The sequence below is a fragment of the Streptomyces sp. NPDC047974 genome, from assembly GCF_040653375.1.
GTDB lineage: Bacteria > Actinomycetota > Actinomycetes > Streptomycetales > Streptomycetaceae > Streptomyces.
In genome coordinates this window covers 134853-160831 of record NZ_JBEZNU010000005.1, presented here as the reverse complement: position 1 = coordinate 160831, position 25979 = coordinate 134853, and the positions used below count along the sequence as shown (strand labels likewise).

Genomic DNA, 25979 nt, shown 5'->3' with positions numbered 1-25979 from the left:
CCCCCGTGCCGCACCCGCCGCCCCGGGTGCGAGAGGAGCGGGTTCCGCCGGCAGGTCCCTGCCGCGGAGCCCGCTCCTCGTCCGTTTCCGTCGTCCCCGCGGGGACGACGCACGGCGTCGAGGGGCCGCCTCCCCGGAGAGGCGGCCCCTCGACGCCGTGTCCCTGCCTACGTACGCCGCGGCGGTCCCGTCGACCCGCGAGGCGTCAGCGACGGAGTGGGCACCTGGTGGGCGCCCGTGCGGGTCCCCTCGATGACCCCGAACAGGGTGCGGGCGACCTGCTCGCCGAACCGGTGCACGTCGTGGCTCATCGCCGACAGCGGCGGATGGGTCAGGCGGCACAACTGCGAGTCGTCCCACGCCAGCAGGGAGAGGTCGTCGGGGACCGTGAGCCCCATCTCGGCCGCCACCGCCGCCCCGGCGACGGCCATGATGTCGTTGTCGTACACGATCGCCGTCGGCCGCTCCGGGGACATCAGGAGACCGCGGGTGGCCCGGGCCCCCTCCTCTCCCACGAAGCCGGTCGCCACCTGGCGCCCGCCGCCCAGCCCCAGCTCCGCCATGGTCGCCTCGAAGGCGGCCGCGCGGATGCCGCTGTGGCCGAGCCCCGTGGGGCCGCCGACCCGGGCGATCCGCCGGTGCCCGAGCGCGGCCAGGTACCGTACCGCCTCCGCCGCCGCCGAGGCGTCGTCCGTCCACACCGAAGGGAACCCGCCGGTCAGCGACGGGTGCCCGACGGCCACCACGGGCATGCCGAGGGCCCGCAGGGGCGGGATCCGCGGGTCGTCCCGGTGGAAGTCGACCAGGATCGCCCCGCCGACCGTCCGGCTGCGCCACCACTCCTGGTAGAGGGCGGTCTCCTCCTCCAGGTCGCGGACGAGCCGGAGGAGGAGGGAGCAGGAACGCTCGGCGAGGACGTCCTCGATGCCGGAGATGAACTCCATGTAGAAGGGTTCGAGGCCGAGGAGCCGGGCCGGCCGGCAGATCGCCAGGCCGACGATGCCCGCCCGTCGGCCGGAGAGGTTGCGCGCGGTCTGGTTCGGGCTCCAGCCGAGCTCCCGGGCCGCGGCGAAGATCCGCTCGCGGGTCGTCGGGGACACCCCGGGACGGTTGTTGAAGGCGAGGGACACCGCGCCTTTGGACACCCCGGCCAGCGCGGCCACGTCGTTGATCGTGACCCGCCGGCCGGGGATGCGAGAGGCCGGGACGCTCACGCCGCTCCCACGCTGAACAGGGCCGCCCGCACGGCCTGCGGGTCGTCGCCCGCCCAGCCGCTCACCGCGATCCGGACCTCCTCGCCCGGCAGGAGCGTGACCAGTCCGCGGTCGGCGCGGGCCCGCGGGGCCAGTCGGTCCGCCTGGAGCAGGAGGTCCCGCACCAGGGTGCGGGCGGTGACGGTCACGACCGCGTCGCCGTCCCCGGCGGGCTCGACCAGGACGTCGTACAGGGGCTCCGGGTGGGCGAACTCCTTCTCGTACACGGGAAGGTGGACCGCACGCAGGCCGTCCGCGTCGGCGACGAGGAGTTCCTTGCCGGAGTCGGCCGCCGGCAGCAGCGACGTCGGGACGACCATCCGCACCACCGTCCGCGCGGCGGCCTCCAGGTCGAGCGAGGCCTCCTTCAGCACGGTGCCGTCGGCGGCGACGCGGCGCAGGGTGACGGTGGTGCGCCATGGGGTGCCGGACTGGTTGTCGAGGGCGAGCACGGGGCCCCCGTCGGCGGGCACCAGGCTGAGGAGCCGGTCGGCGTAGACCCGGCGGAGCTCGTGGTAGAGCGGCTTGAGGTGCCCGTCGCCGTCGATGGCGGCCCAGGAGCTGACCGGCCAGCAGTCGTTGAGCTGCCACACGACCGTGCCCGCGCAGACCGGCCAGTGGGAGCGCCAGTGCTCGATGCCGGCCGCCACCGCGCGGGCCTGGACGACCTGGGCGAGGTAGTGCCAGCGGTCGAAGTCCCCGTCGGGCAGGCCGAAGTGGCGCTCGATGCCCCGGTTCAGCTTGCCGTTGCCGTCCTCGGCCTTCTGGTGGTGCAGCATCCCGGGGGAGTCGGGGGCCAGGTCCTCGCCGGGCAGGGCGCGCCGGAGGGTGCTGATCGCGGGCGGCGCCTGCCAGCCGAACTCGGCGCAGAACCGGGGCACGTCGGCCCGGTACTCCGCGTAGTCCTGCCGGTTCCAGACCTCCCACGAGTGGTGGGTGCCGTGCCGGGGGTCGTTGGGGTGGTGGTCCCAGGAGCCGGACCAGGGGCTGCCGGCCGTGTAGGGGCGGGTCGGGTCGAGTTCGGCGACGATCCGGGGCAGGATCCCGAGGTAGTAGCCCTCGCCCCAGGAGTCGCCGGCGAGCGGCTCCTCCCAGTCCCAGTCGCGGAAGCCCCAGAGGTTCTCGTTGTTGCCGTTCCACAGCACGAGACTGGGGTGCGGCATCAGTCGGACAACGTTGTCGCGGGCCTCCGCCTCCACCTCTCCGCGCAGCGGCTGCTCCTCGGGGTAGGCGGCGCAGGCGAAGAGGAAGTCCTGCCAGACCATCAGGCCCAGTTCGTCGCAGACGTCGTAGAAGGCGTCGTCCTCGTAGATGCCGCCGCCCCAGATCCTGACGAGGTCGATGTTGGCCTCGGCGGCCTGGGTGAGGCGGGTGCGGTAGCGCTCGGGCGTGACCCGGGAGGGCAGCACGTCGTCGGGGATCCAGTTGACCCCGCGGGCGAAGACCCGCGTGCCGTTGACGACGAAGGTGAAGCCGGTGCCGCGCTCGTCCGCCGAGCGGTCGACGGTCACGGTACGGAAGCCGATCCGCCGCGACCAGGAGTCCAGCGGCGCCCCGTCCTCGTCCAGGAGCTCCACGTCGAGGCCGTACAGCGGCTGGGAGCCGTACCCCCGCGGCCACCACAGCTCCGGCTCGGGCACCTCCAGGCGGAGCACCGCCTCCGCTCCCTCGAAGGAGGTCTCGGCGCTCACCCCGGCGACCGTGGCCCGCAGGGTGAGCGGGCGGCCCGCCCCGCTCTCGGTGCGCGCGGTCCCGGCCCGCAGCTCGACGTGGCCGGTGGTGCCGTCCACGGTGACCAGCGGGCGGACCTCGGCGAGCCGCGCGGTCGACCAGTGCTCCAGGCGCACCGGCCGCCACATGCCGGCGGTCACGACGGTCGGTCCCCAGTCCCAGCCGAAGGAGCAGGCCATCTTGCGGATGTACTGGAAGGGCTCGGGGTAGACGTTGGGCCGGTCGCCGGTGAGGGCGCGGACCCGCTCGGCCTCGTCGTACGCCGAGTCGAAGCGGACCTCCAGCGCCCCCGACCGTCCCGTGACGTCGAAGCGGTGGGCGCGGTGCATGTTCCGGGTCGAGCCGAGGGACGTGCCGCCGAGCAGGACCTCCGCGGCGGTGTCCAGGCCGTCGAAGACCAGTTCGCGCCGCTCGTGCCGGCCGTCGTCGGCGGCGAGGTCCGTCGTGTACGACCACGCGCGGCGGCCGACCCAGGCGATCTCCGTCTCGTTCAGGCCGAGGAACGGGTCCGGTATCACGCCGGCGGCGAGCAGGTCGGTGTGGACACAACCGGGCACCTGCGCGGGGAGCGGTGCGTCCTCGTGGCGCAGGCTCCACCCGTCGTGCAGCGGGGTGACGTCCTTCATGGTGTGCGGCTCCAATCGCCTGGCAGTGGGCGGGATGCGTGTACGGGCCGACAAGCTAGCCGTACATTTACTTAACTGTCCATGAACCGGTGAAGCATAGCCAGCACGGTGCGGAGCGCACCGGACATGTGACGTCGTTTTCCCTGGGTGACGCGGTCGATCCGGGTAACGATTAGGCATCACGCTGGAAATCAGCACTTTACCGGTTCACGACTGGCTGACATAGTGCCGTCATCCCACCGATGACCTGAGCCGTGACTTTGAAGGAGTTGGGCCATGGGGAACAAGAAGACGACCGCGCTCTCGGGCGCTGTGCTGGCCGCCGTGATGCTCGCGCTGTCGGCGTGCGGCGGCGGAGGGGGCGGCGCCACCGGCGAGGTGGCCGCTCCGCCGTCGGACCCGAAGGAGGTCTCCGGCGAGATCAAGGTCCTGACCCAGCGGACCGACCTGGTCCAGAACGGGGCGCTGCAGAAGTACGCGGCCGAGTTCAACAAGGTCTACCCGAAGGTGAAGGTCACGTTCGACGGCATCACCGACTACGAGGGGGAGGTGAAGATCCGCATGAACACCAAGGAGTACGGTGACGTGCTCTTCATCCCCGGCGCCGTGGCCAAGAACGACTACCCCACGTTCTTCGCCCCCCTCGGCACGACCGAGGAGCTGTCGAAGTACCGCTTCGCGGACAAGACCGAGGTGGACGGCAAGGTCTACGGCATCGCCCAGTTCGGCACCGCCAACGGCTTCGTCTACAACAAGAAGCTGTGGAAGCAGGCGGGCGTCACCGAGTGGCCGAAGACCCCGGACGAGTTCCTGGCGGGCCTGACGGCGATCAAGGAGAAGACGGGCGCCACCCCGTACTACACCAACTTCAAGGACGGCTGGCCGCTGGTCCAGTGGACCAACAACCTCGGTGTCGTCGGCTGCGACGCCCAGGCGGGCAACGCCCTCGCCGGACCGGTCTCGCCCTGGAAGGCCGGCGGCGATCTGAGCACCACCGACGGCCTGCTGTACGAGATCGTGAAGCAGGGGCTGTCGGAGAAGGATCCGACGACCACCAACTGGGAGACCTCCAAGGCGCTCCTCGGCGAGGGGAAGATCGCCACGATGATGCTCGGCTCCTGGTCGATCACGCAGATGCAGGACGCCGCGAAGAAGGCGGGCGGCGCCGCCGACGACATCGGCTTCATGCCCTTCCCCGTGCAGAAGGGCGGCAAGCACTGCGCGGCCCTGGTCTCCGACTACCAGCAGGCCGTGAGCGTCCACTCGCACAACAAGCCGGCCGCCCGCGCCTGGGTCGACTGGTTCACCGAGAAGTCCGGCTTCGCGGAGAAGGAGGGCGTGGTCTCCGCGGTCAAGTCGGCCCCCATGCCCGCCACGCTCGAGGACTTCGTTGACAACGATGTCACGTTCTTCGACCGCTCCGAGGCGAAGACCGCGCTCGTCAACGACATCGACGAGGCGGCCGAGATCGGCCTCAACAAGCAGGACTACCGCCAGAAGCTGATCGACACGGCCCGTGGAGCCGCGAAGGGCAGCCTCGAGGACTTCTTCGCCGACCTGAACAAGAGGTGGGACGAGGCGGCGAAGACCGTCGGTAGCTGATACCGGCGGAGTGGGCCCCGGCCGTACGACACCGGCCGGGGCCCCTGGACCTTCCGCACGCGCGGACACGAAAGGCCGACATGACCCAGACCACCGACACCGCACCAGAGGGCGCCGCCATGACAGGGCGATCCAGCACGGACACAGGCAAGGCCGACACGAGGGGGAGCCGGCGCGCCCGGGCGGGCCGCCGCCGTCCCGCCGCCGGACGGACGAGATCCTGGCGGGACTCGCCGCTACGGCGGATCACGCCCTGGCTGTTCCTGGCGGCTCCGCTGGCGCTGCTGATCACGTTCACGTACGTCCCCGTCGCGAGCATGATCTCGTACAGCTTCACCGACTGGGACGGGGTGAGTCCGGACCGGGAGAACGTGGGGTTCGACAACTACGTCCGGATCTTCACACGGCCCGAGCTCTTCCGCGTCTTCTTCGTCAGCGGCTACTACCTCGCGGCGTCCGTGGTGCAGATCGTGGTCGCGCTGTACTTCGCGGTGATCCTCAGCTTCAACCTGCGGTTCCGGAACTTCTTCAAGGGGATCCTCTTCTTCCCCTACCTGATCAACGGCGTCGCCATCGGCTTCGTCTTCCTGTACTTCTTCCAGGACGGCGGCACCCTCGACTCCGTCCTCGCCTGGCTCGGCGTGACCACCGACCATCCCTGGCTGGGCGACCCGACCTCTGCGAACGTCTCCCTCGCCGGCGTCTCCGTCTGGCGCTTCACCGGACTGAACTTCGTCCTCTTCCTCGGCGCCATCCAGTCCATCCCGGGCGAGCTGTACGAGGCGGCCGAGCTGGACGGGGCGGGGAAGTGGAAGCAGTTCCGCCACATCATCGCCCCCAGCATCAAGCCCGTGATCAGTCTGAGCGCGATCCTGGCGATCTCCGGATCGCTGTCGGTCTTCGAGATCCCGTACATCATGACCGGCGGCGCGACCGGCACCCAGACCTTCGTGATCCAGACGATCAAGCTCGCGTTCCAGTTCAACAAGACCGGCCTGGCCTCGGCCGCGGCCGTGGTGCTGCTCCTGATCATCCTGCTGGTCACCTGGATCCAGCGCCGGCTCGTGCCCGACGACAAGGTGGACCTCGTATGACCTCCCCCGACCTCTCCGCCGCCCCGCACCGGCCCCGCCCCGCGCGCCGTCGGCTGCCCGTCGGCGGGATGCTGACCTACCTCTCGCTGATCGTCGCCTCGATGGTCGTGCTGCTCCCGCTGGCGGTGGTCTTCCTGACCTCGCTCAAGACCTCGGAGGAGGTCGGCGACGGCAGCGCGCTCTCCCTGCCGGGCAACTGGTTCAACTTCGAGAACTACGTCACGGCGTTCAACGACGGCAAGATGCTGATGGCCTTCGGCAACACCGCGTTCATCCTGGTGTTCTCGATCGGCGGCACGGTGGTCATCGGCTCGATGACCGCCTACGCGGTGGACCGGTTCGACTTCCGGGGCAAGAAGCTCGTCATGGCCGGCTTCCTGATCGCCACCCTCGTGCCCAGCGTCACCACCCAGGTCGCGACCTTCCAGGTGATCAACGGCTTCGGCCTGATCGACACCCGCTGGGCGCCGATCCTCCTGTACATGGGCACCGACATCGTCTCGGTGTACATCTTCCTGCAGTTCATCCGCGGCATCCCCGTCTCGCTCGACGAGGCCGCCCGGCTCGACGGCGCCAATGCCTTCACGATCTACCGGAAGATCATCTTCCCGCTGCTCAAGCCGGCGATCGCCACCGTCGTCATCATCAAGGGGATCACCACCTACAACGACTTCTACATCCCCTTCCTCTACATGCACTCCGAGGACCTGGGCACGATCTCCACCGCGCTCTTCCGCTTCAAGGGCCCCTTCGGAGCCCACTGGGAGGCCATCTCCGCCGGCGCGATCCTCGTCATCGTCCCGACGCTGATCGTCTTCCTGCTCCTCCAGCGGTGGATCTACAACGGCTTCGCCCAGGGAGCCACCAAGTAGCCAGGGGCGGCACGTCGAGGCCGGGCCGTACGGGGGACGGTCCGGCCTCCGCGCACCCCGTCGGACGGGTGGTCAGCGCGGGGCGGGCTCCGGCGGCGGGGGAGAGGTGCTGCCCCGGGGCACGAAGTGCGCGTAGCCGTCGCGCACGCTGGCGACGTCCTCCCCGCCGATCAGGGAGAGCAGCGCGGACGCGGAGCGGGCACCGTACGCGGGGATGTCCCGGGTGACGGCCGACAGCATCGGGCGCACGACCTGCGTCAGCGGCGACTCGTCCCAGGCGACGACCGACAGGTCCGCGGGGATCGAGAGGTTCAGCTCCTGCGCCACCGACAGGGCGGCCACGGCCATGATGTCGTTGTCGAAGACGATCGCCGTCGGACGTGCGGACGCGATCAGCAGCGCCCGGGCCGCCCGTGCGCCCGCGTCGCCGGTGTAGTCGGTGTGCACCACCGTCGCCTCGGGGATCCCGGCCTCCCGGCACGCCTCCGCGAGGGCGGCGTCGCGGACCGCCGTGTGCGCCAGCTCGGCGGGGCCCGCCACGCGGGCGATCCGCCGGTGCCCGAGCGCCGCCAGGTAGCGGACGATCTCGTGGACACTGGCGCCGTCGTCGGACCAGACCGCCGGCAGGCCTCCGGCCACCTCCGGCGGGCCGATCGCCACCGCCGGCAGGCCGATGTCGCGGATGGCGTCGACCCTCGCGTCCTCGGAGTGCAGATCCATGAGGAAGACGCCGTCGACGCGCCGTTCGCCCCACCAGCGCCGGCAGACCTCGATCTCCTGCTCCTGGTCCGCGACCATCTGGAGCATCAGCGCGTACGCGTGCTCGGCGAGGACCGTCTCCACGCCGCTGATGAACTCCATGAAGAACGGCTCCACGCCGAGCGTCCGGGCCGGGCGCCGCACGACCAGCCCGACGGCCTGCGCCCGCCCGCCGGTCAGGGCCCGGGCGGCGCTGTTGGGCCGCCAGCCCAGCTCCTCGGCGATGCTCTTGATCGAGGCGCGGGTGGCCTCGGAGACTCCGGGCTGGTCGTTGAGCGCGTACGAGACCGCCACCTTCGACACTCCCGCCCGACGTGCGATGTCCGCCATCGTCGGCCGTTTCACTGCCACCCCAGCTCCATCCTGAACTCTCGACACCTCGACCCTACCGCCAGGCCGTGCCCCCGGTGGCGGGCCCACCGGGCGTGAGGCCCGGCAGACCCGGCTGCGGACCGGCCCCCCGGGCAGCGGGGGAGCACGCCGACAGGCCGTCAGGGCACGCCAACAGCCCATGGAATCAAGCGAGTTGAAGGCATTGACACGCCGATTCGGCAACTCTACGGTTCTCTCGAAATTAACCGGTTAATCGCTGTCCCGGGGTGAGCCGCCCCCCGGACGACCGGTTCCTCCTCCAGCTCCCTCCGGACGAAAGGGAACCCCATGAGTACGTCTCCCCACGCCGTTCGACAGGCACGACGCGCGGGGCCCTTGGCCCTTCTGCTCGCGGCGGTGCTGGCCCTCACCGGCCTCCTCGTCGCCCGTCCCACCCAGGCCGCCGCCGACAGCGCCGACTCCTTCGTCACCCGCTGCGGCATCCGCTTCTGTCTCGACGGCGAGGAGTACTTCTTCGCCGGAGCCAACGCCTACGACATGTTCACCTTCGGGGCCGGCTCGGGCGACACCGAGACCCAGTACATGGACAAGGCCCGCATCGACGCCCACTTCGCCCGCATGGCCGCGGACGGCGTCGACGTCGCCCGGGTCTGGATGTTCAGCCACGAGAGCTGGCACGGCTTCGAGGAGCGCGAAGGCGAGTTCAACGAGCAGCAGTACGCCGCCTTCGACTACCTCATCGAGTCGGCCAAGGCCCACGGCCTGCGCCTGATCCCCGTCTTCGAGAACTACTGGGAGGCCTACGGCGGCATCGACACCCGGCTGCGCTGGGAGGGCCTCTCCGGCGGCCACCCCGCCCGCGCCGCCTTCTTCGACAAGAACCGCTGCCCCGGCTGCTTCGCCTCCTACAAGAACTCCGTCTCCTACGCCCTCAACCGCACCAACCACTACAGCGGCGTGAAGTACAAGGACGAGCCGGCCATTCTCGCCTGGGAGCTCATGAACGAGCCCCGCTACGAGGGCCAGAGCGCCGCCGAGAACGTCGACGGCACCACCCTGCGCGCCTGGGTCGACGAGATGGGCGCCTTCGTCAAGTCCATCGACCCGAACCACCTCCTCGGCGCCGGCATCGAGGGCCACGGCACGAAGTACGGCTTCGGCGGCGACTCCGGCAACCCCTTCGTGCACATCCAGAGGTCCCCGTACATCGACTTCACCTCCGCCCACCCCTATCCGACCGAGCACTGGGCGGACCTGAGCGTCGAGGAGACCAAGGACCTCGTCCGCGCCTGGATCCGCGACTCCCACGAGGTCGTCGGCAAGCCCTTCTTCATGGGCGAGTTCAACGTCCACAACGTCGACCGCGCCCTGTGGTGGCGGGAGATCTACACCGCCTTCGAGGAGGCCGGCGGTGACGGCAGCGCCTTCTGGTGGTACCAGGACCGCAACATCGACGGGAAGTTCGGCGTCTCCGAGGGAGCCCCGGAACTCGCCGTCTTCCGGGCGCACTCCGACCGCATGGCCGCCAGGAGCGGTCTCCCCGGCACCACGCCGTCCCCGACCCCCACCGACCCGACCACGCCGCCCACCACGGAGCCGACCGACCCGACCACGCCGCCCACCACGGAGCCGACCGACCCCACGACCCCGCCCACCACGGAGCCGACGGCGCCCACCACCCCGCCGACGACCCCGCCGACGACCCCTCCCACCACCCCGGCTCCGGCCGGCTGCGCCGTCACCTACACGCTCTCCGACTGGGGCACCACCTTCAACGGCAGCGTGACCGTCCGCAACACCGGCGGCACGCCCGTCGAGGGCTGGCAGCTGGCCTTCGCCTTCCCCGGTGACCAGCGGATCACCCAGATGTGGAACGCCGTACCCGTCCAGGACGGGCGGTCCGTCATCGCGAGCAACCCGGCCGGCTACCACCTCACCATCGCCCCGGGAGCCTCCGTGAACTTCGGCTTCAACGGCACGTCCCCGGCCGGCACCAACGGCGTGCCGACCACCTTCACCCTCAACGGAAAGGCCTGCGCCACCGCCTGACCGCGCACACGGCAGACAGCACAGGGGTGCCCGCTTCCGCGGGCACCCCTCTCGGCGTTCCGCATCGGAGGCCGGTTCAGCCAGGGTTTCGCAAAACTTCGACCGGGACTCGTCGGCACTGGAATCGGACGGCCCGCGCGCCGCATGCTTCTACGAGAGCACGCCGCCGTCCTCGCCCCAGGGAGACCCCGGCCGTCCCACGGCCGCGGGACCGGGCCGCCCTCGTACGCGGCGGGCCTCCGCCCCCGTCCCCCTGCCGTCACCGGACGCGTGCCACGGCGAAAGGGGCGGCCGGCCCCGACGAAGGAAGCCCGCATCAGCCATGAACCACAGCCCGCTCGACCACCGCTACCGGGGCGAACACCCGATCCGCACCGTCCACTACCTCTTCGGACCCGATCGCCCCCGGCTCGCCGGGGCCGTCGCGGTCTTCTTCGCCAAGCACGCGCCCGTCTGGCTGCTCCCGCCGGTGACGGCGAACGTCATCGACGTCGTCGTCGAGCACCGGCCCATCGCCGAACTCTGGTGGAACTGCGCCGTGATGCTCACGGTCCTCCTCCTGAACCCGCCGCTGCACCTGCTGTACGTCCGCTGGATGCACGGGGCGATCCGTCGGGTCGGCCGCGACCTGCGGTCCGCCCTCGTGACCCGGATGCAGCAGCTCTCGATCGGCTTCCACAGCCGCACCAGCTCGTCCGTGCTGCACGCCAAGGTCGTCAGGGACGTCGAGACGCTGGAGACGGGACTCCAGCAGACGGCGGACAACGGACTCACCGCCGTGGCGACCCTGGCCGGCGGCCTCGCCGTCATCGCCGTGGTCACCCCGGTCTTCCTGCCGGTCTTCCTCCTGCTCGTCCCCGTCGCCGTGCTGCTCATCGGCGCGCTGCGCGCGCGGCTGGGCGAGGGGAACACCTCGTACCGGCGTTCCGTGGAGCGCATGTCAGCCTCCGTCAGCGACATGACCACCCTCATCCCCATCACCCGCGCCCACGCCCTGGAGCGCACGGCCCTGGGCCGCGTCGGACGCGAGCTCGACCGGGTGCGGCGGGAGGGGACGCGACTCGACCTGCTCAACGCCCGCTTCGGGTCCCTGTCCTGGGTCGTCTTCAACGGGCTCGGCACGGCCTGCCTCGCCGGCGCGGCCTTCGTCGCGTACCACGGCTGGGCGTCGGTGACCGCGGGCGAGGTCGTCATGCTCAGCGCCTACTTCTCCACCCTCACCGGCGCCGTCACCAGCCTGCTCGCGCTCGCGCCCGTCGTGGGCAGGGCGGTGGAGTCGCTCAAGTCCGTCGGCGAGGTCCTCCAGGCGCCCGACCTGGAGGTCAACGACGGCAAGCGACGGGTCGATGCGGTCGCGGGGGCCTTCCGGTTCGAGGGCGCCGGCCTCACCCACGGCGACAGCGGCGAACCCGCCCTGAGCGACGTCGACCTCGACGTGCCGGTCGGCACCACCCTCGCGATCGTCGGTGGCTCCGGGGCGGGGAAGTCCACGCTGCTGAACCTCGTCCTCGGCTTCCACCGTCCCACGGCGGGCCGGGTCCTCCTCGACGGGCAGGACATGGCCGACCTCGACCTGCGGAGCTACCGCAGGTCCGTCTCCGTCGTGCCCCAGGAGTCCGTCCTCTTCGAGGGGACCATCAGGGAGAACGTCACCTACGGCCTGGAGGACGTCGACGACGGGACGCTGCGGCGCGCCCTGCGCGACGCCAACGCCGCCGAGTTCGTCGACGCGCTGCCGGAGGGCCTCGACACGGTGGTGGGGGAGCGCGGCACCCGGCTCTCGGGCGGCCAGCGGCAGCGGCTCGCGATCGCCCGTGCCCTCATCCGCGACCCCCGGGTCCTGGTGCTGGACGAGGCCACCTCGGCGCTGGACGCCCGTTCCGAGGCGCAGGTCCAGGAGGCCCTCGCCCGTCTGGTCGCCGGCCGGACGGTCTTCGTCGTGGCCCACCGTCTCTCCACGATCAGGCGGGCGGACCGGATCGTGGTTCTGGAACGCGGGCGGGTGGTGGAGTCCGGAAGCCACCGCGAGCTGCTCGAACGGGACGCCGCCTACGCGCGCCTCCAGGCGACCCAGCTGGCCTGACCGCCGTACGACCAGCGTGCCCTCCCCCGTTCCCGTCGCGGGAGGGGGAGGGCACCTCAGTGCTCAGTGCTCAGTGCTCAGTACTCAGAGCCCCTCGCTCAGTGATCGGCGGAGCCGCCGCGGACGACGCAGGAACGGTTGCTCTCCCAGCCCCATCCGTCGCCGTCGGGGTCGGAGGCCGTGCCGTTCACGCAGTACGGGTAGCCGTTCGGCGCCGTTCCGCCGGTGCTTCCGCCGCCGGATCCGGTGTCGGCGGAGCTGCCGCGGACGACGCAGGAGCGGCTGTTCTCCCAGCCCCATCCGTCGCCGTCGGGGTCGGAGGCGGCGCCGTTCACGCAGTACGGGTAGCCGTTGGGGGCCGTGCCGCCGCCGTCACCGCCGCCGGTGTCCCCGCCGCCGTAGACGGTGGCGCGGGTGGACGTGGTGGAGATGCCGTCGGCGCCGTTGAAGAAGCGGTTGCCCCAGGTGGTCAGGGAGCCGGCGTCGAAGCCGGTGACCATGTCGAGGTACTCGACGCCGCTGCCGTTGCCGCTCCAGGACCAGCCGAGGTAGCCGACGCGCAGCGACCGGGCGGTGGCCATGATCGCGTTCTCGTCGGGGTTGCCGTCGCTGTGGTTGTCGCCGAACTCGCCGACGACGATGGGAAGTCCGTTGTTCACGAAGTGGTTCAGGTAGTCCTGGACCTCGGCGGCCGTGTCGTACACGCCGTACATGTGGATCGAGAAGATCGTGTTGCGGCGGGGGTCGGAGGCGAAGACCGATGCGGCGTTGGCACGCATCGTGTGCGACCAGTCCTGGCCCCAGTTGGGGGCGTCCACCATGAGCGCGTTCTCGATGCCGGCGTTCCGCAGCTTGCCGATGGCGCTCTTCGTGGCACCGGTCCAGGCGGTGTAACCGCTGTTGCCGTAGGGCTCGTTGCCGATGTTGACGACGACGTAGTCCTCCTGGCCCTGGAGGGCGCTCTTGACGCCGATCCAGTAGTCGGCGGCCTGGTCGAGGGTGGCGGCGGCGCCGTCCTCGCCGTACCCGGTGGTGTCGTGCACCTCCAGGACGCAGATGACCTTGTTCGTCTTGCAGTCGTCGATGATCGACGACACCTGGGAGGTACTGGTCTCCGTCCAGCGGTCGCCGCTGGAGAGCACGACGCGGACGGTGTTGGCGCCCTTGGCGGCGATGTCGGCGATGGCGCCGGTCTCGCCCGGGTACCAGGCGTGTGCGTGGTTGACCCCGCGCATCACGAACTCGTTGCCGTTGGCCTCGTAGACGCGGCCGTTGCTGACGTGGATGCCGCTCTCGGCGGCCTGGGCGGCTCCGGCGGCGCCGAAGACGGGCAGCAGCAGCCCGGCGACGCCGGCGAGGGCGCTTCCGGCGGCCGTCAGCCACGTCCTGCGCGATGACTTGGTCATGCCTCTCCTCGTATGGGAAGGGGGGTGGAGCCCCGCGACGCACGCACCACTCCGATGACGAGACAACGTTGTCAGAGTGCGAGGGCCGAGCCGCTGGCCTGCGTGTCGGGGGTGTCCACCATGAGGCACCCGTGGCCGGATCCGTGTCAAGCGTGAAGGACGTGTTTATGACGAGGGCATGAGGTGGTCGAGTCGGTTCAGGGAACGACTGCTGAACGTGCAGCCGTTCCCACCGCTCTGTCGTCGCGTCATGGCCGTGTGTCCACTGAACCGCGGCCCGCCGAAATGAACCGGCGGTTCGCCCGGTCCGTCCTCTCCGGCACTCAGTACAGGCGGTTGACCACGTTCGTCACCGTGGTGTTCTTGAAGTAGTCGACCGGCGGGGCGCTCCAGTTGCTCTGCCACTCGATGAGCGTGACCGTGTCGCCGTCCCGGCCCACGCCGAACAGGTGGTTGTGGTAGATGCCGCTGTCCCAGGCCGACTCGTCGCGCATGCCGAGGACGGCCGCCCCTTCCTCGACGTTCACGGTTCCGTAGTCGTACGCGGTGACCACGCTGTGGGGGCCTTCGTAGCCGCGCGGGCAGTCGGCGTACGCCTGCCGGGCGCGGGCCGCGAAGGTGATCGCCTCGGCCTCCGTCCCGAAGACGACGGTGTTCTGCACACCGGCCGCCGTCTCGGACGTGGCCACTTCACGACTCCACACGTTCACCTCGGGTGCCTGATCCCCGGGCCAGAACCCGAAGCAGGCCGTCAAGTTGCTCCAGCCGCGCGCGGCCGGTGCCCCGTACCAGGTCGTCCCGTCCTTCGGCATGTCGGACAGGTAGACCATGCCCGGCCGCGGTCGCCACTCCACGGCCGCCGCTTCGGTCCCCGATGCCACCGCCAGCAGTGTGGTGGTGACAGCTACGGTGAGCAGGCCGTGCACACGCGTACGCAACGCCATGACTTCCCCCCTGGATGGCTGCTGTTCCTGTTGCGGCCCGCCTGCCCCCACGGTCTTCGGCCGGGCCGCACGGGCAGCCTGACACCCGCTCTGCCCCGCCGTGGGCCGCTGGAGCCGGAATGGCCGGCTCTCCGCGCATCCGCGGCCGGAACGACCTGCTGCCGGCATGCCGGCCACCTGGACCTGCCGGAGTTGCCGGAGCTGCCGGCGGAACGGCGGCGGCCTATGCTTTTTCTGTACGGCCGGTTCGCCCCTGCCCATGGAAGAGCCGCCGGAGAGGTGGCTCATGCCCCCCGACACCGAGAGTCCCCACGGCAGGGAGCACCCCGCCCAGAAGAAGGTGGGCTGGTGGATCGGAGCGCTGTCCGGACTGGCGGGCATCGCCGGCCTGATCTTCGGGTTCACGCAGGCGTGCGAGCCCGAGGGCCCGACGGCGGAGGAGTGGCGGGAGAAGGCGAACGCCGTCTGCGAGCAGCAGCTGCTCACCGTCGACGCCGCGCTGAGTTCGGCCGTGCAGTGGGCGGCCCACCTGTCCCGGCAGGCGGCGGCCGGCAGCGCCACCCCGTCCGACGTCGACCACACGGCGAGCGCCACCAGGTCCGCGGCGAACTCGCTCCAGTACTTCGTCGGCTCGCTGCGGGCGATCGACCAGCCCGACGCGATGAAGGACGACATCCAGCGGGCCCTCGACACCGGCAGCGACATCACGGGCGCGCTGAACGCGGCCGCGAAGGGGCTGCAGTCCGGCGACCTCGCCGAGGCGTCCCGTCAACTGGCCGCCGTCCAGCAGGGTCTCGCCCCCTGGACCGCGCAGATGCGGGCGCTCGAAGCGAGCCGCTGCGCGCGGTGACGCCGAACGGAGACGACGATGCCTTTCCCCCTGACCCCCTGGAGAGGGGCGGCGGCGCTCGTGGCCGCCGTGTCCCTGCTCTTCCTGGGTGCTCTGCCGGCGCCCGCGGCCCCTTCCGCGGAGCCCGGTCCCGGGGAGCTCGTGGTGAGCTATGAGCCGGCCCAGAGCGAGGAGGGCCTGGTGGAGCAGCAGTTCCTCCAGGAGAACGAGGTCCTGGAGAGCGCGGCCGCCCACGCGAACTCGCTCATCGGACTCCCGCACGACATCCCCTTGGTCGGTGCGAGCTGTGAGGAGCCCAACGCGTACTGGAGTCCCGACGAGGGGGTGATCACCTTCTGTTACGAGTACGCGGCGCTCTTCCGGTCGATCTTCACGGACCTGAACACCTCGGGCACGGCGGTCGAGCGGGAACGGGCCACCAACGACGATGTCATCGGCATCTCCAACAGCACGGTGTTCCACGAACTCGGGCACGCCCTGATCAGCGTGTACGACTTGCCCATCACGGGCCGTGAGGAGGACGCGGCCGACCAGCTCGCCACGCTCCTCCTCTCCCAGGACGCCGTCCACCAGGAGTACGCCTGGAGCGACATCGAGGCCTGGGGCGCGCTCGCCCTGGCCACGGAGGAGGGCCTGATCAGCGAGGACGTCGCCGGAGAGCACTCCCTCAACGCACAGCGCTTCTACAACGCCGTCTGCTGGCTCTACGGCTCGAACCCGGCGCTCTACCAGGGCGTCGTCCTCACCGAGGCGAACCCGGACGGCTATCTGCCGGAGTCGCGTGCGGTCGGCTGCCCCGACGAGTACCTGCAGATGCAGGAGTCCTGGAGCACGCTGCTCGCCCCGTACCTCAAGTAGAGCGGCTCCGCACCCGGCGCCCGAGGCCGTGCGAGGGGAGACCGGAGCTCGGCGCCACGTTCGGAGGAACGACAACAACGTGCGGGGGCCCACCCGATCGGTGGTCCGTCACGGGGAACGTGCCTAAGCTGGTCGAGGGGGTGGGGAAGGACCACGCGGCCGCACGCGACGGGAGTCGGAGTCATGGTCGGCAGACAGAACTACGCGACCTTCGAGACGTACAAGGCGGTCGCCGACGGGGACCGAGCGGCCGAACTCGCCGCCACGACCTCTCCCTTCCAGATCGAGGTCCGCTTCGTCCAAGGGCTGACACCGGGCCAGAAGGCCGTCTTCGCCGAGGCCGCCGAGCGGTGGGCTCGGGTGATCGTCGGCGACCTGGAGACCGCGATCGTGCGGGACTTCAGCGGCACCGTCATCGTCGACGACGTCCTCATCGACGCCGAGGGCGTCCCGATCGACGGCACCGACCAGGTCCCGAACATCCTCGGCCAGGCCGGACCGACCCGGTTCCGCCGGCCGGACGCGGTCAGCGGGGCCCGACTCCCCGTGACCGGGCGCATGCGGTTCGACAGCGCGGACCTGGCCGAGATGGAGGCCGACGGTTCCCTTCTCGACGTGATCACGCACGAGATGGGTCACGTGCTGGGCATCGGCACCCTCTGGGACGACTTCGGACTGCGCGAGGGCTTCCCCGGCCCCAACCCGACGTATGTCGGAGCGGCGGGCATGAAGGAGTTCGGGAGCCTGGTCGGCGAACCGCCCGGACCCGTCCCCGTCGCGAACGTCGGCGGGCTGGGGAGCGCGGGCAGTCACTGGCGCGAGTCCGTCTTCGACAACGAACTGATGTCGCCGAACATCGACGGCAACGACAACCCGCTGAGCCGGCTGACGGTCGCGAGCCTCCAGGACCTCGGCTACACGGTGGACCTGGACGCCGCGGAGCCGTACGCGCTGCCGAACCTCCTGGCGGTCGCGCGCTCCGGCCGCGTCCTCGCCACCGAGCCGCGCCGCGTCGTCCTGCCGACCATCCCGTCCCGCGTCCCCGCAGAGGCCCCGTGACGCACCCGACCTCCGTCCGCCGCGCACGCGGGCCTGAAACCTCCGCTCCCCGCTGTTCCGCCAGAGCGTTCCCCTCCGGGGCGCCATGCTCCACGGCGGAGCTGCCCGACGTCGGACGGCCGGTCCACCGGCAGCCCCGCACGCGCACCTCTCGCCGACGTGGCCGGTGGCGTTGTCGACACGGTGGGTCCCGGCCGTCACACTTGCCGTGGAGGTGACGCCTGTGGCGGAATCGGTGGAAATGCGGGCCACGGTCCGGGAGTCGTACGGGCCGGCCGACCTCAGCTCGGTCCCGGTGTTCGCCGGAGGATTCATCAACTTCGGGTACTGGCGGTCGATCGACCTCGCCGGAGCGATCTCGGTCGACGACCGTGTCCGCAGCCAGCAGGACCTGTACCGGCGCGTGCTCGACGCCGTCGGGCCGCTCGCCGGGAGGAAGCTGCTCGAGGTCGGCTGCGGGCTCGGCGTCGGGTGCGCGCTGGCGCTGCGGGAGTACGACCCCGGGCACATCACCGGCATGGACATTCACCCGCAGCAGCTGGACCGCGCCCACCGGGCCAACGCGGCTCTGCTGGAGGCTTCCCCGTCGAAGCTCCGGTTCGTCCGGGGTGCGGCGGAGGACATGCCCTTCGGGGACGGCGAGTTCGACCGTGTCCACAGCGTCGAGGCCGCCCAGCACTTCGACGACCTGATCGCCTTCGCCCACGAGGCGGCGCGGGTCCTGGCGCCCGGCGGGCGGGTGGCCGTCGCGAGCTTCTTCACCCCGGACGACGACCCGGCCCACGGCGCACGGCTCGCGGACCTCCTCGAGACGTACGCCGATGGCCTGGACATCGCCCGCCCCGTGACCCTCTTGACGGAGGCGTTCACCCGGGCGGGCCTGAGGGACGCACGGGCCGTCTCCATCGGCCCGGAGGTGTGGGAGGGCTGGGACCGCTGGCTGTCGGACCAGTGGAAGCCGGGCACCTGGCCCCGTAATTTCCTGAAGGCGTACCAGGAGGGCACTCTGGACTACTACGTCGTCACGGCGACCCGCCCCGAGACCTGACCCGCGTCGACACGTCCGCCGTCGGCCCGGCGGGGGCCTTGAGCGCGTCGAGCAGCGTGCGCAGTGCGGGCTGCCGCAGGGAACTCTCCCGGACCGCCGCGAAGATCGTCCTGACCGGCTCCGGGGTGCCGAGCCGGCGGACGACGACGCCGGGATGGAGCGCGCCCAGTCCCAGTCGGGGAATCAGGCTGATGCCGAGGCCGGCGGCGACGAAGCCCTGGGCGGTGGCGTAATCCTCGGACTTCGCCACGAAGTTCGGGCTGAAGCCGGCCGAGGCGCAGGCGTGGACGATCGGGTCCAGACAGGGACCCGGTGGTTCGCTGCCCACCCAGGGCTCGTCCGCGAGGTCGGCGAGCTCGATCACCTGACGCGTGGCCAGGGAGTGTCCGGCCGGGAGCACCGCCTGGTACGCGTCGTCGAGCAGAGGGACGACACGGATGCCCCGGTGGTGTTCGGCGGTCGGCCGGCGGACGACGAGGGCGAGGTCGGCGTGGCCGCGCTCCACCTCGGCCAGCGCGTCGTCCGGCTCGGTCAGCCGGGGATCGATCGTCACGCCCGGGTGCTCGCGGCGGACGTGGGCGAGGGCGGGTGCGAGGAGGGTCGGTCCGACCGAGGCGAAGTAGTGAAGGGTCAGCCGGCCCGTGCGCCCGGCGCGCAGATCGGTCAGCGCGGCCTCGGCCTCGGCGAGGCGCTCGCCGATGTCGGCGGCGTACCGGGCGAGCAGCAGGCCCGCCGCCGTCGGCCGCACTCCCCGGCCGACCCGTTCCAGCATCGCGATCCCCGCTTCCTTCTCCAGCGCCGCCACCTGCTGGCTGAGGGCCGAGGGCGTGTAGCCGAGGTGGGCCGCCGCCGCGGTCACCGAGCCGTGGCTGATCACCGCGTGCAGCACCTGCATGCGTCTCACATCAAGCATGTAGCGCAACTTAACAAATGTGCAGAATCTTTTTCTTGTCCTTCTCATTGATCCGGGGGATCGTTCCTCGCAGCGGTCGGGAGCGAGGGATGAGAGGCTTCATGGGCAGGACACGGGGAGGGGCGCGGATCGGCGCACTCGCTCTGCTGTGGGGGTCGACGTTCCTCTGGATCGACCTGGTCCTGGACGCGCTGACTCCGGTGCAGGTGACCTTCAGCCGGTGCGTACTCGGTGCGGCGACGCTGCTGGTCGCGTGTCTGTGCTCGGGCCGACGCCTACCGAGGGACCGGCGGATCTGGGGACGTGTCCTCGTGGCGGCCCTCTTCTGCAACGCCTTGCCCTTCGCCCTGTTCAGCTTCGGCCAGCAGACCGTCGACTCGGGCGTGGCCGGGGTCCTGAACGCGACAACCCCCCTGTGGTCGCTGCTGATCGGGGTCGTCATCGGAACCGAGCGGGGACTCCGGGCCACTCGGCTGGGGGGACTGCTGCTCGGGTTCGCCGGAGTGGTGCTGATCTTCGCCCCCTGGCGGGCGACGGAGTCGGGCGGCTGGGCCGCCGTGGCCATCCTCGTCGCGGCGGCGAGTTACGCCATCGGCTTCGCCTTCATGGGCCGCTTCCTGGTCGGCAGCGGCATCCCCACCCTCTCGCTCTCCGCGGCGCAGCTCGTGGCGGCGACCGCCCTGACCGCGCCGACCCTGCCCGCCGGCGGTCTCGCACCGGTCCGAAGCGTCAGCCCGACGACGCTCGTCGCCGTGGTGATTCTGGGCGTCATCGCCACCGGGGTCACGTTCCACCTCACCTACCGGTCGATCGCTGCCGAGGGAGCCACCAACACGACGACGGTCGGCTACCTGCTGCCCGTGGTCTCCGTGACTCTGGGCGTCGTCGTACTCGGCGAGGAATTCAGCCTGCGGATCGCCCTCGGGATGGCGGTGGTGCTGGTCGGCGTCGGCCTGGTGCGCCGTCAGGCAAGGCCCGCGCCCCGGCCCGCGGCCCACCTCGTCGCCGCAGCCGAGCCCCGGCGAATCGAGGGACGATGAGGGTTCTTCACCAGGTCGAAGCCGAGACTTGTCGCGGGGAAACCGGGGAGAATCCCGGGGCCGGTCCCGTACCCGGCGACCATGGGGAATGGGGACGTGCCCGCGCGCGGCGTCACGATCATTGCCCGGTCGTCATCGCCGCTTTCTCGGGACCTCGCCGGCCGGGGCGGATAAGCCGTTCGACGAAGCTCTCGACGAAGCCGATCGACGTGTTTATACCGCCCTTATTCGGTGGGGCGACTAGCCGCACGGAATGATCAGAATCCATTTCCGGCGCCCGACGGTGGCAAGCGGGTCGGATGAAAGCGCTCCGAATACGCGTGCGCCGCCGTCCGGACCCGGTGTCACGGGGCGTCGTGGAAGATGACGCCGAGGACGTGCCGTTGGCCGTCGTGGATCGCGCTGACCCCGTGGCGCAGCATGACGCGGCTCCAGCCGCGTGCCGAGCGGACCGGGCGGTCGTGGACCGCGAAGATGAGTGCCTGTCCTTGGCCGGGGCGCTTCACCACGGGGCGGGACTGGGCGCGCGGGCGCTGTTCGACGAAGACGCTCTCGCCGCCGGTGAAGTCGACGTCGGGGCGGTCCAGCATCACCGCCACCTGCAGCGGGAACGTCAGCTCGCCGTAGACGTCCTGGTGCAGACAGTTGTAGTCGTCCGGGCCGTAGCGCAGGAGCAGGGGCGTGGGCCGCAGCTGGCCGGCGGCGGCGCACGCCGCCGTCAGTTCGGCGTGGGTGCCCGGGAACCGGGGCCGGTCCAGGCGCTCGGCCCACTGGTTCGCGATCCGGGCCAGTGGTGGGTACAACCGCCTGCGCAGCGCGGTCACCACCGGAGGCAGGGGTGCGGCGAAGTAACGGTAGCGGCCGCTGCCGAAGCGGTGGCGGCCCATGTCGACGGTGCTGCGGAACACGTCGTCCCGGTCGAAGAGCGCGCGGACCTCCTCGCAGGCGCTCGGCGACAGCAGCGGCGGGGTGACGGCGACCCCTTCGGAGTCGAGGGCGCCGGTCAGCGCGGGCCAGTCCAGCGCGTCCACGGCGGGCAGGTCGAGCGCGTCGTCGAGGCCGGCGTCGTACGCGCCGGGCGCGCGGTCGTGTTCCAGGCCCGGCAGGTGAGGGGTGTCGTAGCTGGTCAGGGTCGGCTCCGCGGTCGTGGATGGGGGACGGGCGCCGGATGCGGGGGTAGTGCTCCGGCGCCCGCCGGTTCAGAGGGAGGGCGAGGGCGTGCGGCCGGACTCCAGGTCGAGCAGGAACCGCTTGGCCTCGACGCCGCCCGCGTAGCCGGTCAGGCGCCCGCCCGAGCCGACCACCCGGTGGCAGGGCAGGACCACGCACAGGGGGTTCGCGCCGAGCGCGGTGCCCACGGCCCGCGCGGCCCGCGGCCGCCCGAGCGCGGTGGCCAGCTCGGCGTAGGTGCTCGTCTCCCCGTACGGAAGGAGTCCGTCCAGCCGTTCCATGGTCGTGCGGCTGAACGGCGTGGCCAGGCGCAGGTCCATGCGGACGGTGAACGCGCGGCTGCGGCCGCCGAGGTACGCGTCCAGCTCGCGGCCCGTCTCCTCGATGATCCGCAGCTGGGCGGAGGTGGCCTCGTCCTCGGCGTCCACGGCGGTGAGGCCCGCACGGGCGATCCGGGCCTCCGCCCGCTCGCGGTCGTCGAAGGCGCACAGCACCAGCGCGTCGTCGGTCGCCGCGAGGGTCAGGGTGCCCAGCGGGGTGTCGTGCGAGGCGAGTGCCGCGGTGGAGGGGAGGGGCATGGGGGACCTTTCTGTGGTGCGCCGGGTCATACCGTGATGGGCCGGCAGCTCTTGCAGGCCCGGTAGCCCGCCTCGCGGGCGTCCTGAGCGGTGCGGAAGTGCACCCGGTGCGCGGGCGTGATCCGGCGGGCGTGGGCGCAGGTCGGATGGCAGTAGATGAAGGTGGTGTCGCTGCCGAGGAACACCGTGCCGGCCCGGGACAGCTCCGCCACCCGGCGCATGTCGATCTGCTCGGCCCGGCGCAGGGCCGCGCCGGCCTTCGGCAGGTACGCGGCGTCGCACGGCGATCCGTTGTCGTGCGTGACGCGGTGGCACGGTATGAGCACGGCGACGGGGTTGGCCGCCAGTGCGCGCAGGACCTCGGAGGCCGAGGGCGGTACCGCGGTGCCGGCCTCGCGGGCGATCCAGCCGAGCGGCCGCAGCTGTCCCGCCGGAATGCGGCGTACGGCCTCCAGGACCGCGCGCTGCTGCTCCGGCAGGCCGGACAGGTCGATCGGCAGCCGGTGGGCCCGGCCGGTGCGCAGTGCCGGGACGAGTCCGGCCGGCGGCCTGCCGCCCGGGATCGCCGAGCGCCCGGTGCGGGCGCGGTGCAGTTCCTCGAAGCCCGTCGGGGTCAGCCCCGCCGAGTCCAGGCAGGCGCCGGTCACCGCTCGCGGGCTCGCGGCGACGAACAGTCCGCCCGCGGCCGTGTCGAGACGCGTGTACGTGTCGTAGTGGTCCTCGGAGATGCCCACACGGCGCAACACCCGCAGCGCGAAGTCCTCCGGCGCCTCGGCCGTGAGTTCCGGCAGCCGCCGCGTGACGCCGTCGCCGTCGCCTTCGTTCATGTCGTCACCTCCTTCAGCGCCGGTGGTTCCGGCTCGATCAGCCGCCGCAGGCCGGCCAGACCCCGGGAGACCTGTGCCTTCGCGGTGCCCACCGCGCAGCCCTGTACTTCGGCCACCTCTGTGTAGCTCATTCCGATCACATGGTGGAGCACGACCGGTATGCGATGGTGCTCGGGTAATGCCGATAAGGCCGTGACCAGGCGCGACCGGTCCTCCGCGGTCGCCGCGCGTTCCTCCGGTCCGGGGCTCAGGTCGGGCCAGACGTCCATGGTCTCCTCCACGGGGAGTCCGGCCGTGGCCGGACGCCGTGTGCGCGTCCGGACGTGGTTGCGCCACACGTTCGCGGCGATGGTCATCAGCCACGCACGCGGACGCAGTTCACGGCGGCGTGCGGGGGCGTACTCCCGCAGTGCCGTGTAGGCGCGCAGGAAGGTGTCCTGGCCCAGGTCGTCCGCCTCGGCGGAGGAGCCGGAGACCCGGTACAGGAACGCGTGGACCGCCCCGGCGTGCACCCGTACCAGCTCGGTGAAGCCGGCTTCGAGGTGCGCCGCCAGGAGATCGGTCAGCTGCTCGGCCTTGTCGTCCATCACTGAAACAAACACCGTCCAGGGCCAGGGTGTTGCGGACGTGGAGGAGCGGTTATCCGCGAACGACCGGAGCGTCCAGTTCCGAGCTGCCGACCAGGACCGCCTGGTACAGCCGCCACATGCGGGGGACGGGCTCGATCCCCAGGGAGTCGCCGAGTGCCCGGCGCAGGCAGTGGAAGACGTCACCGGCGCGCTGGTGCTCGCCGGAGCGGTACAGCGCGACCATCAGTTGCGCGTGCATGTTCTCGTGGGTGGGGTGGCGCGCCGTCAGCAGGTTCAGTTCGTCGACCAGCTCACGATGCTTGCCGAGCGCCAGATCGGCCTCGATGCGCTGTTCCAGGACCCCCTGCCGGGTCTCCGCCAGTTCGGCCAGGTGCGGCGAGCTGAGGGAGCCGGTCCGGACGTCCGACAAGGCGGGGCCGCGCCACTGCGCGAGGGCCAGGGTGAACAGCTCGGAGGCCGTCCGGTGGTCCCCGGCGGCGGCCGCCAGGCGTCCCCGACGCGTCAGGTCGGTGAACCCGAAGCGGTCGAAGCCGGCCGGCTCCAGGGTGAGCTGATAGCCCTGGTTCCTGGTGAGCAGGAGATGGCTGTGGTCCCGGTGGGGGCCGCGCAGGGCCTGCCGTATGTGGAGCACGTACGTCTGCAGCGTCGACATCGCGCTCTTGGGTGGCGTCGACCCCCACAACTCGGTGATGCAGTCCCCGGCCCGCACCATCTGTGGCGTGTGCAGCATCAGGAATGCGAGGAGCTGGCGCGGTTTCGGCGCGCTCGGTACGAGATTTCCCTCGGCGTCGGAGAGTAAGAGGGGGCCGAGAATACCCGACTTCATGAAGAGTTCCTATCCCCGTGACATCACGTATCGAACAGGTATCTCATTTCTCGCACCGAGGATAGGTGGGTGCCGAATCGGCGTCAAACAGGCGGGCGGGCGAAATTTACAAGTTGGCCGCTCGGTTTCTCGGCATTCGGGAAGACGATCCGATCCTATTCGACCCGAGGGGATGGCGACGCGGCCCCGGAACGGGGTGATCCGGGGCCGCAGCCCGGTCGGACGCCTACCGTCCGGCGGCCCGGCGCAGCGCGTCGGCGCGGTCGGTCCGCTCCCAGGTGAAGTCGGGGAGCTCGCGGCCGAAGTGCCCGTACGCGGCGGTCTGGGCGTAGATGGGCCGGAGCAGGTCCAGGTCGCGGATGATCGCGGCCGGGCGCAGGTCGAAGACCTCCGTCACGGCCTTCTCGATGGCGGCCTGCGAGACGCCCGCGGTACCGAAGGTCTCGACGAAGAGGCCGACCGGCTCGGCCTTGCCGATGGCGTAGGCGATCTGCACCTCGCAGCGGGAGGCGAGCCCCGCCGCGACGACGTTCTTGGCGACCCAGCGCATCGCGTACGCCGCCGAGCGGTCCACCTTCGACGGGTCCTTGCCGGAGAAGGCGCCGCCGCCGTGCCGGGCCGTCCCCCCGTACGTGTCGATGATGATCTTCCGGCCGGTGAGACCGGCGTCGCCCATCGGGCCGCCGATCTCGAAGCGGCCGGTGGGGTTGACCAGCAGCCGGTGACCCTCGGTCTCCAGCTTGATCCCCTCCTGGGCCAGCTCGTCCAGGACGTGCTCGACCACGTGCTCGCGCACGTCCGGGGTGAGCAGGGAGTCCAGATCGATGTCACCGGCGTGCTGGGAGGAGACGACGACGGTGTCGAGGCGCTTGGGCCTGCTGCCCAGGTACTCGATGGTGACCTGGGTCTTCCCGTCCGGGCGCAGGTAGGGCACGCTCCCGTCGCGCCGCACCTCCGAGAGCCGCCGCGACAGGCGGTGGGCCAGGTGGATGGGCAGCGGCATGAGGCTGGGCGTCTCGTCGCAGGCGTATCCGAACATCAGGCCCTGGTCGCCGGCGCCCTGGAGGGCCAGCCGGTCCTCCGGGGCCGACGGGGAGCCGCCGACCCGCTGTTCGTGGGAGGTGTCGACACCTCGGGCGATGTCGGGGGACTGGGCCCCGATGGAGACCGACACACCGCAGGAGGCGCCGTCGAAGCCCTTGGCGGAGGAGTCGTAGCCGATCCCCAGGACGGTCTCGCGGACGAGGGCGGGGATGTCGACGTACGCGCTGGTCGTGACCTCGCCGGCGACATGGACCTGACCGGTGGTGATCAGGGTCTCCACCGCGACGCGGGCCGCGGGGTCCTGGGCGAGGAGGGCGTCGAGGATCGTGTCGCTGATACGGTCGGCGATCTTGTCGGGATGGCCTTCGGTGACCGATTCCGAAGTGAAGAGCCGGGCAGACATCACAACTCCAGGGGTCGGGAC

Annotated in this window: 22 protein-coding genes; 10 read left to right on the top strand and 12 right to left on the bottom strand. The window is 71.2% G+C overall.

The window, feature by feature from the left end:
* Positions 1-167: 167 nt before the first annotated feature.
* Together AB0E19_RS10110 and AB0E19_RS10105 are read right to left on the bottom strand one after the other, a co-directional pair.
* Positions 168-1214: a LacI family DNA-binding transcriptional regulator gene (locus tag AB0E19_RS10110; protein WP_362176160.1), complete on the bottom strand. Its 1047-nt coding sequence runs from the start codon at positions 1212-1214 to the stop codon at positions 168-170.
* On the bottom strand, positions 1211-3610 hold the full coding sequence (locus AB0E19_RS10105; protein ID WP_362176158.1) for a glycoside hydrolase family 2 protein: 2400 nt from the start codon (positions 3608-3610) through the stop codon (positions 1211-1213). The genes AB0E19_RS10110 and AB0E19_RS10105 overlap by 4 nt, the downstream gene beginning before the upstream one ends.
* Positions 3611-3886: 276 nt before the next feature.
* Between AB0E19_RS10105 and AB0E19_RS10100 the strand changes: the two genes are divergently transcribed.
* The 3 genes from AB0E19_RS10100 to AB0E19_RS10090 all read left to right on the top strand — a co-directional run bounded on the left by AB0E19_RS10100 (position 3887) and on the right by AB0E19_RS10090 (position 7178).
* The gene (locus tag AB0E19_RS10100) at positions 3887-5212 is read left to right on the top strand and encodes an extracellular solute-binding protein (protein ID WP_362176155.1); all 1326 of its coding nucleotides are present in this window, start codon (positions 3887-3889) and stop codon (positions 5210-5212) included.
* A gap of 80 nt (positions 5213-5292) precedes the next feature.
* A complete protein-coding gene (locus tag AB0E19_RS10095) occupies positions 5293-6306 on the top strand; it encodes a sugar ABC transporter permease (protein ID WP_362176152.1) in 1014 nt (337 codons plus the stop codon).
* A gap of 68 nt (positions 6307-6374) precedes the next feature.
* Complete coding sequence (locus AB0E19_RS10090; RefSeq protein WP_362176587.1) at positions 6375-7178, top strand: carbohydrate ABC transporter permease; 804 nt, start codon at positions 6375-6377, stop codon at positions 7176-7178.
* Between the two features lie 72 nt (positions 7179-7250).
* On the opposite strand, the gene AB0E19_RS10085 is transcribed toward AB0E19_RS10090, so the two are convergent.
* Complete coding sequence (locus tag AB0E19_RS10085) at positions 7251-8282, bottom strand: LacI family DNA-binding transcriptional regulator (protein WP_362176584.1); 1032 nt, start codon at positions 8280-8282, stop codon at positions 7251-7253.
* Positions 8283-8645: 363 nt separating this feature from the next.
* Here AB0E19_RS10085 and AB0E19_RS10080 point away from each other — a divergent pair, with 363 nt between their 5' ends.
* A complete protein-coding gene (locus AB0E19_RS10080; RefSeq protein WP_362176149.1) occupies positions 8646-10319 on the top strand; it encodes a cellulose binding domain-containing protein in 1674 nt (557 codons plus the stop codon).
* A gap of 322 nt (positions 10320-10641) precedes the next feature.
* Positions 10642-12402: an ABC transporter ATP-binding protein gene (locus AB0E19_RS10075; protein WP_362176146.1), complete on the top strand. Its 1761-nt coding sequence runs from the start codon at positions 10642-10644 to the stop codon at positions 12400-12402.
* Positions 12403-12500: 98 nt separating this feature from the next.
* Here AB0E19_RS10075 and AB0E19_RS10070 read toward each other — a convergent pair whose 3' ends face one another.
* Both AB0E19_RS10070 and AB0E19_RS10065 read right to left on the bottom strand, forming a co-directional pair.
* On the bottom strand, positions 12501-13808 hold the full coding sequence (locus tag AB0E19_RS10070; protein ID WP_362176143.1) for a cellulase family glycosylhydrolase: 1308 nt from the start codon (positions 13806-13808) through the stop codon (positions 12501-12503).
* A 323-nt stretch (positions 13809-14131) separates the two neighbouring features.
* Positions 14132-14752 carry a hypothetical protein gene (locus AB0E19_RS10065; protein ID WP_362176140.1) on the bottom strand — a complete coding sequence of 207 codons (621 nt, stop codon included), beginning with the start codon at positions 14750-14752 and terminating at the stop codon, positions 14132-14134.
* 286 nt (positions 14753-15038) lie between these two features.
* Here AB0E19_RS10065 and AB0E19_RS10060 point away from each other — a divergent pair, with 286 nt between their 5' ends.
* The 4 genes from AB0E19_RS10060 (at position 15039) to AB0E19_RS10045 (ending at position 18567) form a co-directional block, all read left to right on the top strand.
* Positions 15039-15602: a hypothetical protein gene (locus AB0E19_RS10060; protein WP_362176137.1), complete on the top strand. Its 564-nt coding sequence runs from the start codon at positions 15039-15041 to the stop codon at positions 15600-15602.
* Between the two features lie 18 nt (positions 15603-15620).
* Positions 15621-16460: a DUF4344 domain-containing metallopeptidase gene (locus AB0E19_RS10055; protein ID WP_362176134.1), complete on the top strand. Its 840-nt coding sequence runs from the start codon at positions 15621-15623 to the stop codon at positions 16458-16460.
* A gap of 183 nt (positions 16461-16643) precedes the next feature.
* Positions 16644-17519 carry a leishmanolysin-related zinc metalloendopeptidase gene (locus tag AB0E19_RS10050; RefSeq protein WP_362176131.1) on the top strand — a complete coding sequence of 292 codons (876 nt, stop codon included), beginning with the start codon at positions 16644-16646 and terminating at the stop codon, positions 17517-17519.
* A gap of 241 nt (positions 17520-17760) precedes the next feature.
* Entirely contained in the window at positions 17761-18567 is an 807-nt protein-coding gene (locus AB0E19_RS10045; protein ID WP_362176128.1) for a class I SAM-dependent methyltransferase, read from the top strand.
* Here AB0E19_RS10045 and AB0E19_RS10040 read toward each other — a convergent pair.
* Positions 18542-19480: a LysR family transcriptional regulator gene (locus AB0E19_RS10040; RefSeq protein WP_362176125.1), complete on the bottom strand. Its 939-nt coding sequence runs from the start codon at positions 19478-19480 to the stop codon at positions 18542-18544. The genes AB0E19_RS10045 and AB0E19_RS10040 overlap by 26 nt on opposite strands.
* Positions 19481-19581: 101 nt before the next feature.
* On the opposite strand from AB0E19_RS10040, the gene AB0E19_RS10035 reads away from it, so the two are divergent.
* On the top strand, positions 19582-20520 hold the full coding sequence (locus AB0E19_RS10035; protein WP_362176122.1) for a DMT family transporter: 939 nt from the start codon (positions 19582-19584) through the stop codon (positions 20518-20520).
* A 344-nt stretch (positions 20521-20864) separates the two neighbouring features.
* Here the strand turns inward: AB0E19_RS10035 and AB0E19_RS10030 are convergent, their stop codons facing one another.
* The 6 genes from AB0E19_RS10030 to metK form a co-directional block, all read right to left on the bottom strand.
* Positions 20865-21551, bottom strand: a complete 687-nt coding sequence (locus AB0E19_RS10030) for a 2OG-Fe(II) oxygenase (protein WP_362176119.1) — start codon at positions 21549-21551, stop codon at positions 20865-20867.
* 168 nt (positions 21552-21719) lie between these two features.
* Positions 21720-22268 (bottom strand): methylated-DNA--[protein]-cysteine S-methyltransferase, encoded by a 549-nt coding sequence (locus tag AB0E19_RS10025; protein WP_362176116.1) that lies wholly within the window; start codon positions 22266-22268, stop codon positions 21720-21722.
* Between the two features lie 26 nt (positions 22269-22294).
* Entirely contained in the window at positions 22295-23095 is an 801-nt protein-coding gene (locus tag AB0E19_RS10020; RefSeq protein WP_362176113.1) for an MGMT family protein, read from the bottom strand.
* Positions 23092-23682 (bottom strand): RNA polymerase sigma factor, encoded by a 591-nt coding sequence (locus AB0E19_RS10015; RefSeq protein WP_362176110.1) that lies wholly within the window; start codon positions 23680-23682, stop codon positions 23092-23094. Before AB0E19_RS10015 ends, AB0E19_RS10020 begins: the two co-directional genes overlap by 4 nt.
* Before the next feature lie 52 nt (positions 23683-23734).
* The gene (locus AB0E19_RS10010) at positions 23735-24511 is read right to left on the bottom strand and encodes an AfsR/SARP family transcriptional regulator (protein ID WP_362176107.1); all 777 of its coding nucleotides are present in this window, start codon (positions 24509-24511) and stop codon (positions 23735-23737) included.
* Between the two features lie 226 nt (positions 24512-24737).
* Positions 24738-25958: a methionine adenosyltransferase gene (metK, locus tag AB0E19_RS10005; protein ID WP_362176104.1), complete on the bottom strand. Its 1221-nt coding sequence runs from the start codon at positions 25956-25958 to the stop codon at positions 24738-24740.
* Between the last annotated feature and the right edge of the window lie 21 nt (positions 25959-25979).

Excerpts from the sequence above, each read along its gene's own strand:
- AB0E19_RS10075 (WP_362176146.1), top strand. The coding sequence starts at position 10,642 with ATGAACCACAGCCCGCTCGACCACCGCTACCGGGGCGAACACCCGATC.
- AB0E19_RS10050 (WP_362176131.1), top strand. The coding sequence starts at position 16,644 with ATGGTCGGCAGACAGAACTACGCGACCTTCGAGACGTACAAGGCGGTC.
- AB0E19_RS10020 (WP_362176113.1), bottom strand. The coding sequence starts at position 23,095 with ATGAACGAAGGCGACGGCGACGGCGTCACGCGGCGGCTGCCGGAACTC.
- AB0E19_RS10105 (WP_362176158.1), bottom strand. The coding sequence starts at position 3,610 with ATGAAGGACGTCACCCCGCTGCACGACGGGTGGAGCCTGCGCCACGAG.
- AB0E19_RS10040 (WP_362176125.1), bottom strand. The coding sequence starts at position 19,480 with ATGCTTGATGTGAGACGCATGCAGGTGCTGCACGCGGTGATCAGCCAC.
- AB0E19_RS10010 (WP_362176107.1), bottom strand. The coding sequence starts at position 24,511 with ATGAAGTCGGGTATTCTCGGCCCCCTCTTACTCTCCGACGCCGAGGGA.
- AB0E19_RS10090 (WP_362176587.1), top strand. The coding sequence starts at position 6,375 with ATGCTGACCTACCTCTCGCTGATCGTCGCCTCGATGGTCGTGCTGCTC.
- AB0E19_RS10060 (WP_362176137.1), top strand. The coding sequence starts at position 15,039 with ATGCCCCCCGACACCGAGAGTCCCCACGGCAGGGAGCACCCCGCCCAG.
- AB0E19_RS10025 (WP_362176116.1), bottom strand. The coding sequence starts at position 22,268 with ATGCCCCTCCCCTCCACCGCGGCACTCGCCTCGCACGACACCCCGCTG.
- metK (WP_362176104.1), bottom strand. The coding sequence starts at position 25,958 with ATGTCTGCCCGGCTCTTCACTTCGGAATCGGTCACCGAAGGCCATCCC.
- AB0E19_RS10015 (WP_362176110.1), bottom strand. The coding sequence starts at position 23,682 with ATGGACGACAAGGCCGAGCAGCTGACCGATCTCCTGGCGGCGCACCTC.
- AB0E19_RS10035 (WP_362176122.1), top strand. The coding sequence starts at position 19,582 with ATGGGCAGGACACGGGGAGGGGCGCGGATCGGCGCACTCGCTCTGCTG.
- AB0E19_RS10065 (WP_362176140.1), bottom strand. The coding sequence starts at position 14,752 with ATGGCGTTGCGTACGCGTGTGCACGGCCTGCTCACCGTAGCTGTCACC.
- AB0E19_RS10095 (WP_362176152.1), top strand. The coding sequence starts at position 5,293 with ATGACCCAGACCACCGACACCGCACCAGAGGGCGCCGCCATGACAGGG.
- AB0E19_RS10100 (WP_362176155.1), top strand. The coding sequence starts at position 3,887 with ATGGGGAACAAGAAGACGACCGCGCTCTCGGGCGCTGTGCTGGCCGCC.
- AB0E19_RS10070 (WP_362176143.1), bottom strand. The coding sequence starts at position 13,808 with ATGACCAAGTCATCGCGCAGGACGTGGCTGACGGCCGCCGGAAGCGCC.
- AB0E19_RS10045 (WP_362176128.1), top strand. The coding sequence starts at position 17,761 with ATGCGGGCCACGGTCCGGGAGTCGTACGGGCCGGCCGACCTCAGCTCG.
- AB0E19_RS10055 (WP_362176134.1), top strand. The coding sequence starts at position 15,621 with ATGCCTTTCCCCCTGACCCCCTGGAGAGGGGCGGCGGCGCTCGTGGCC.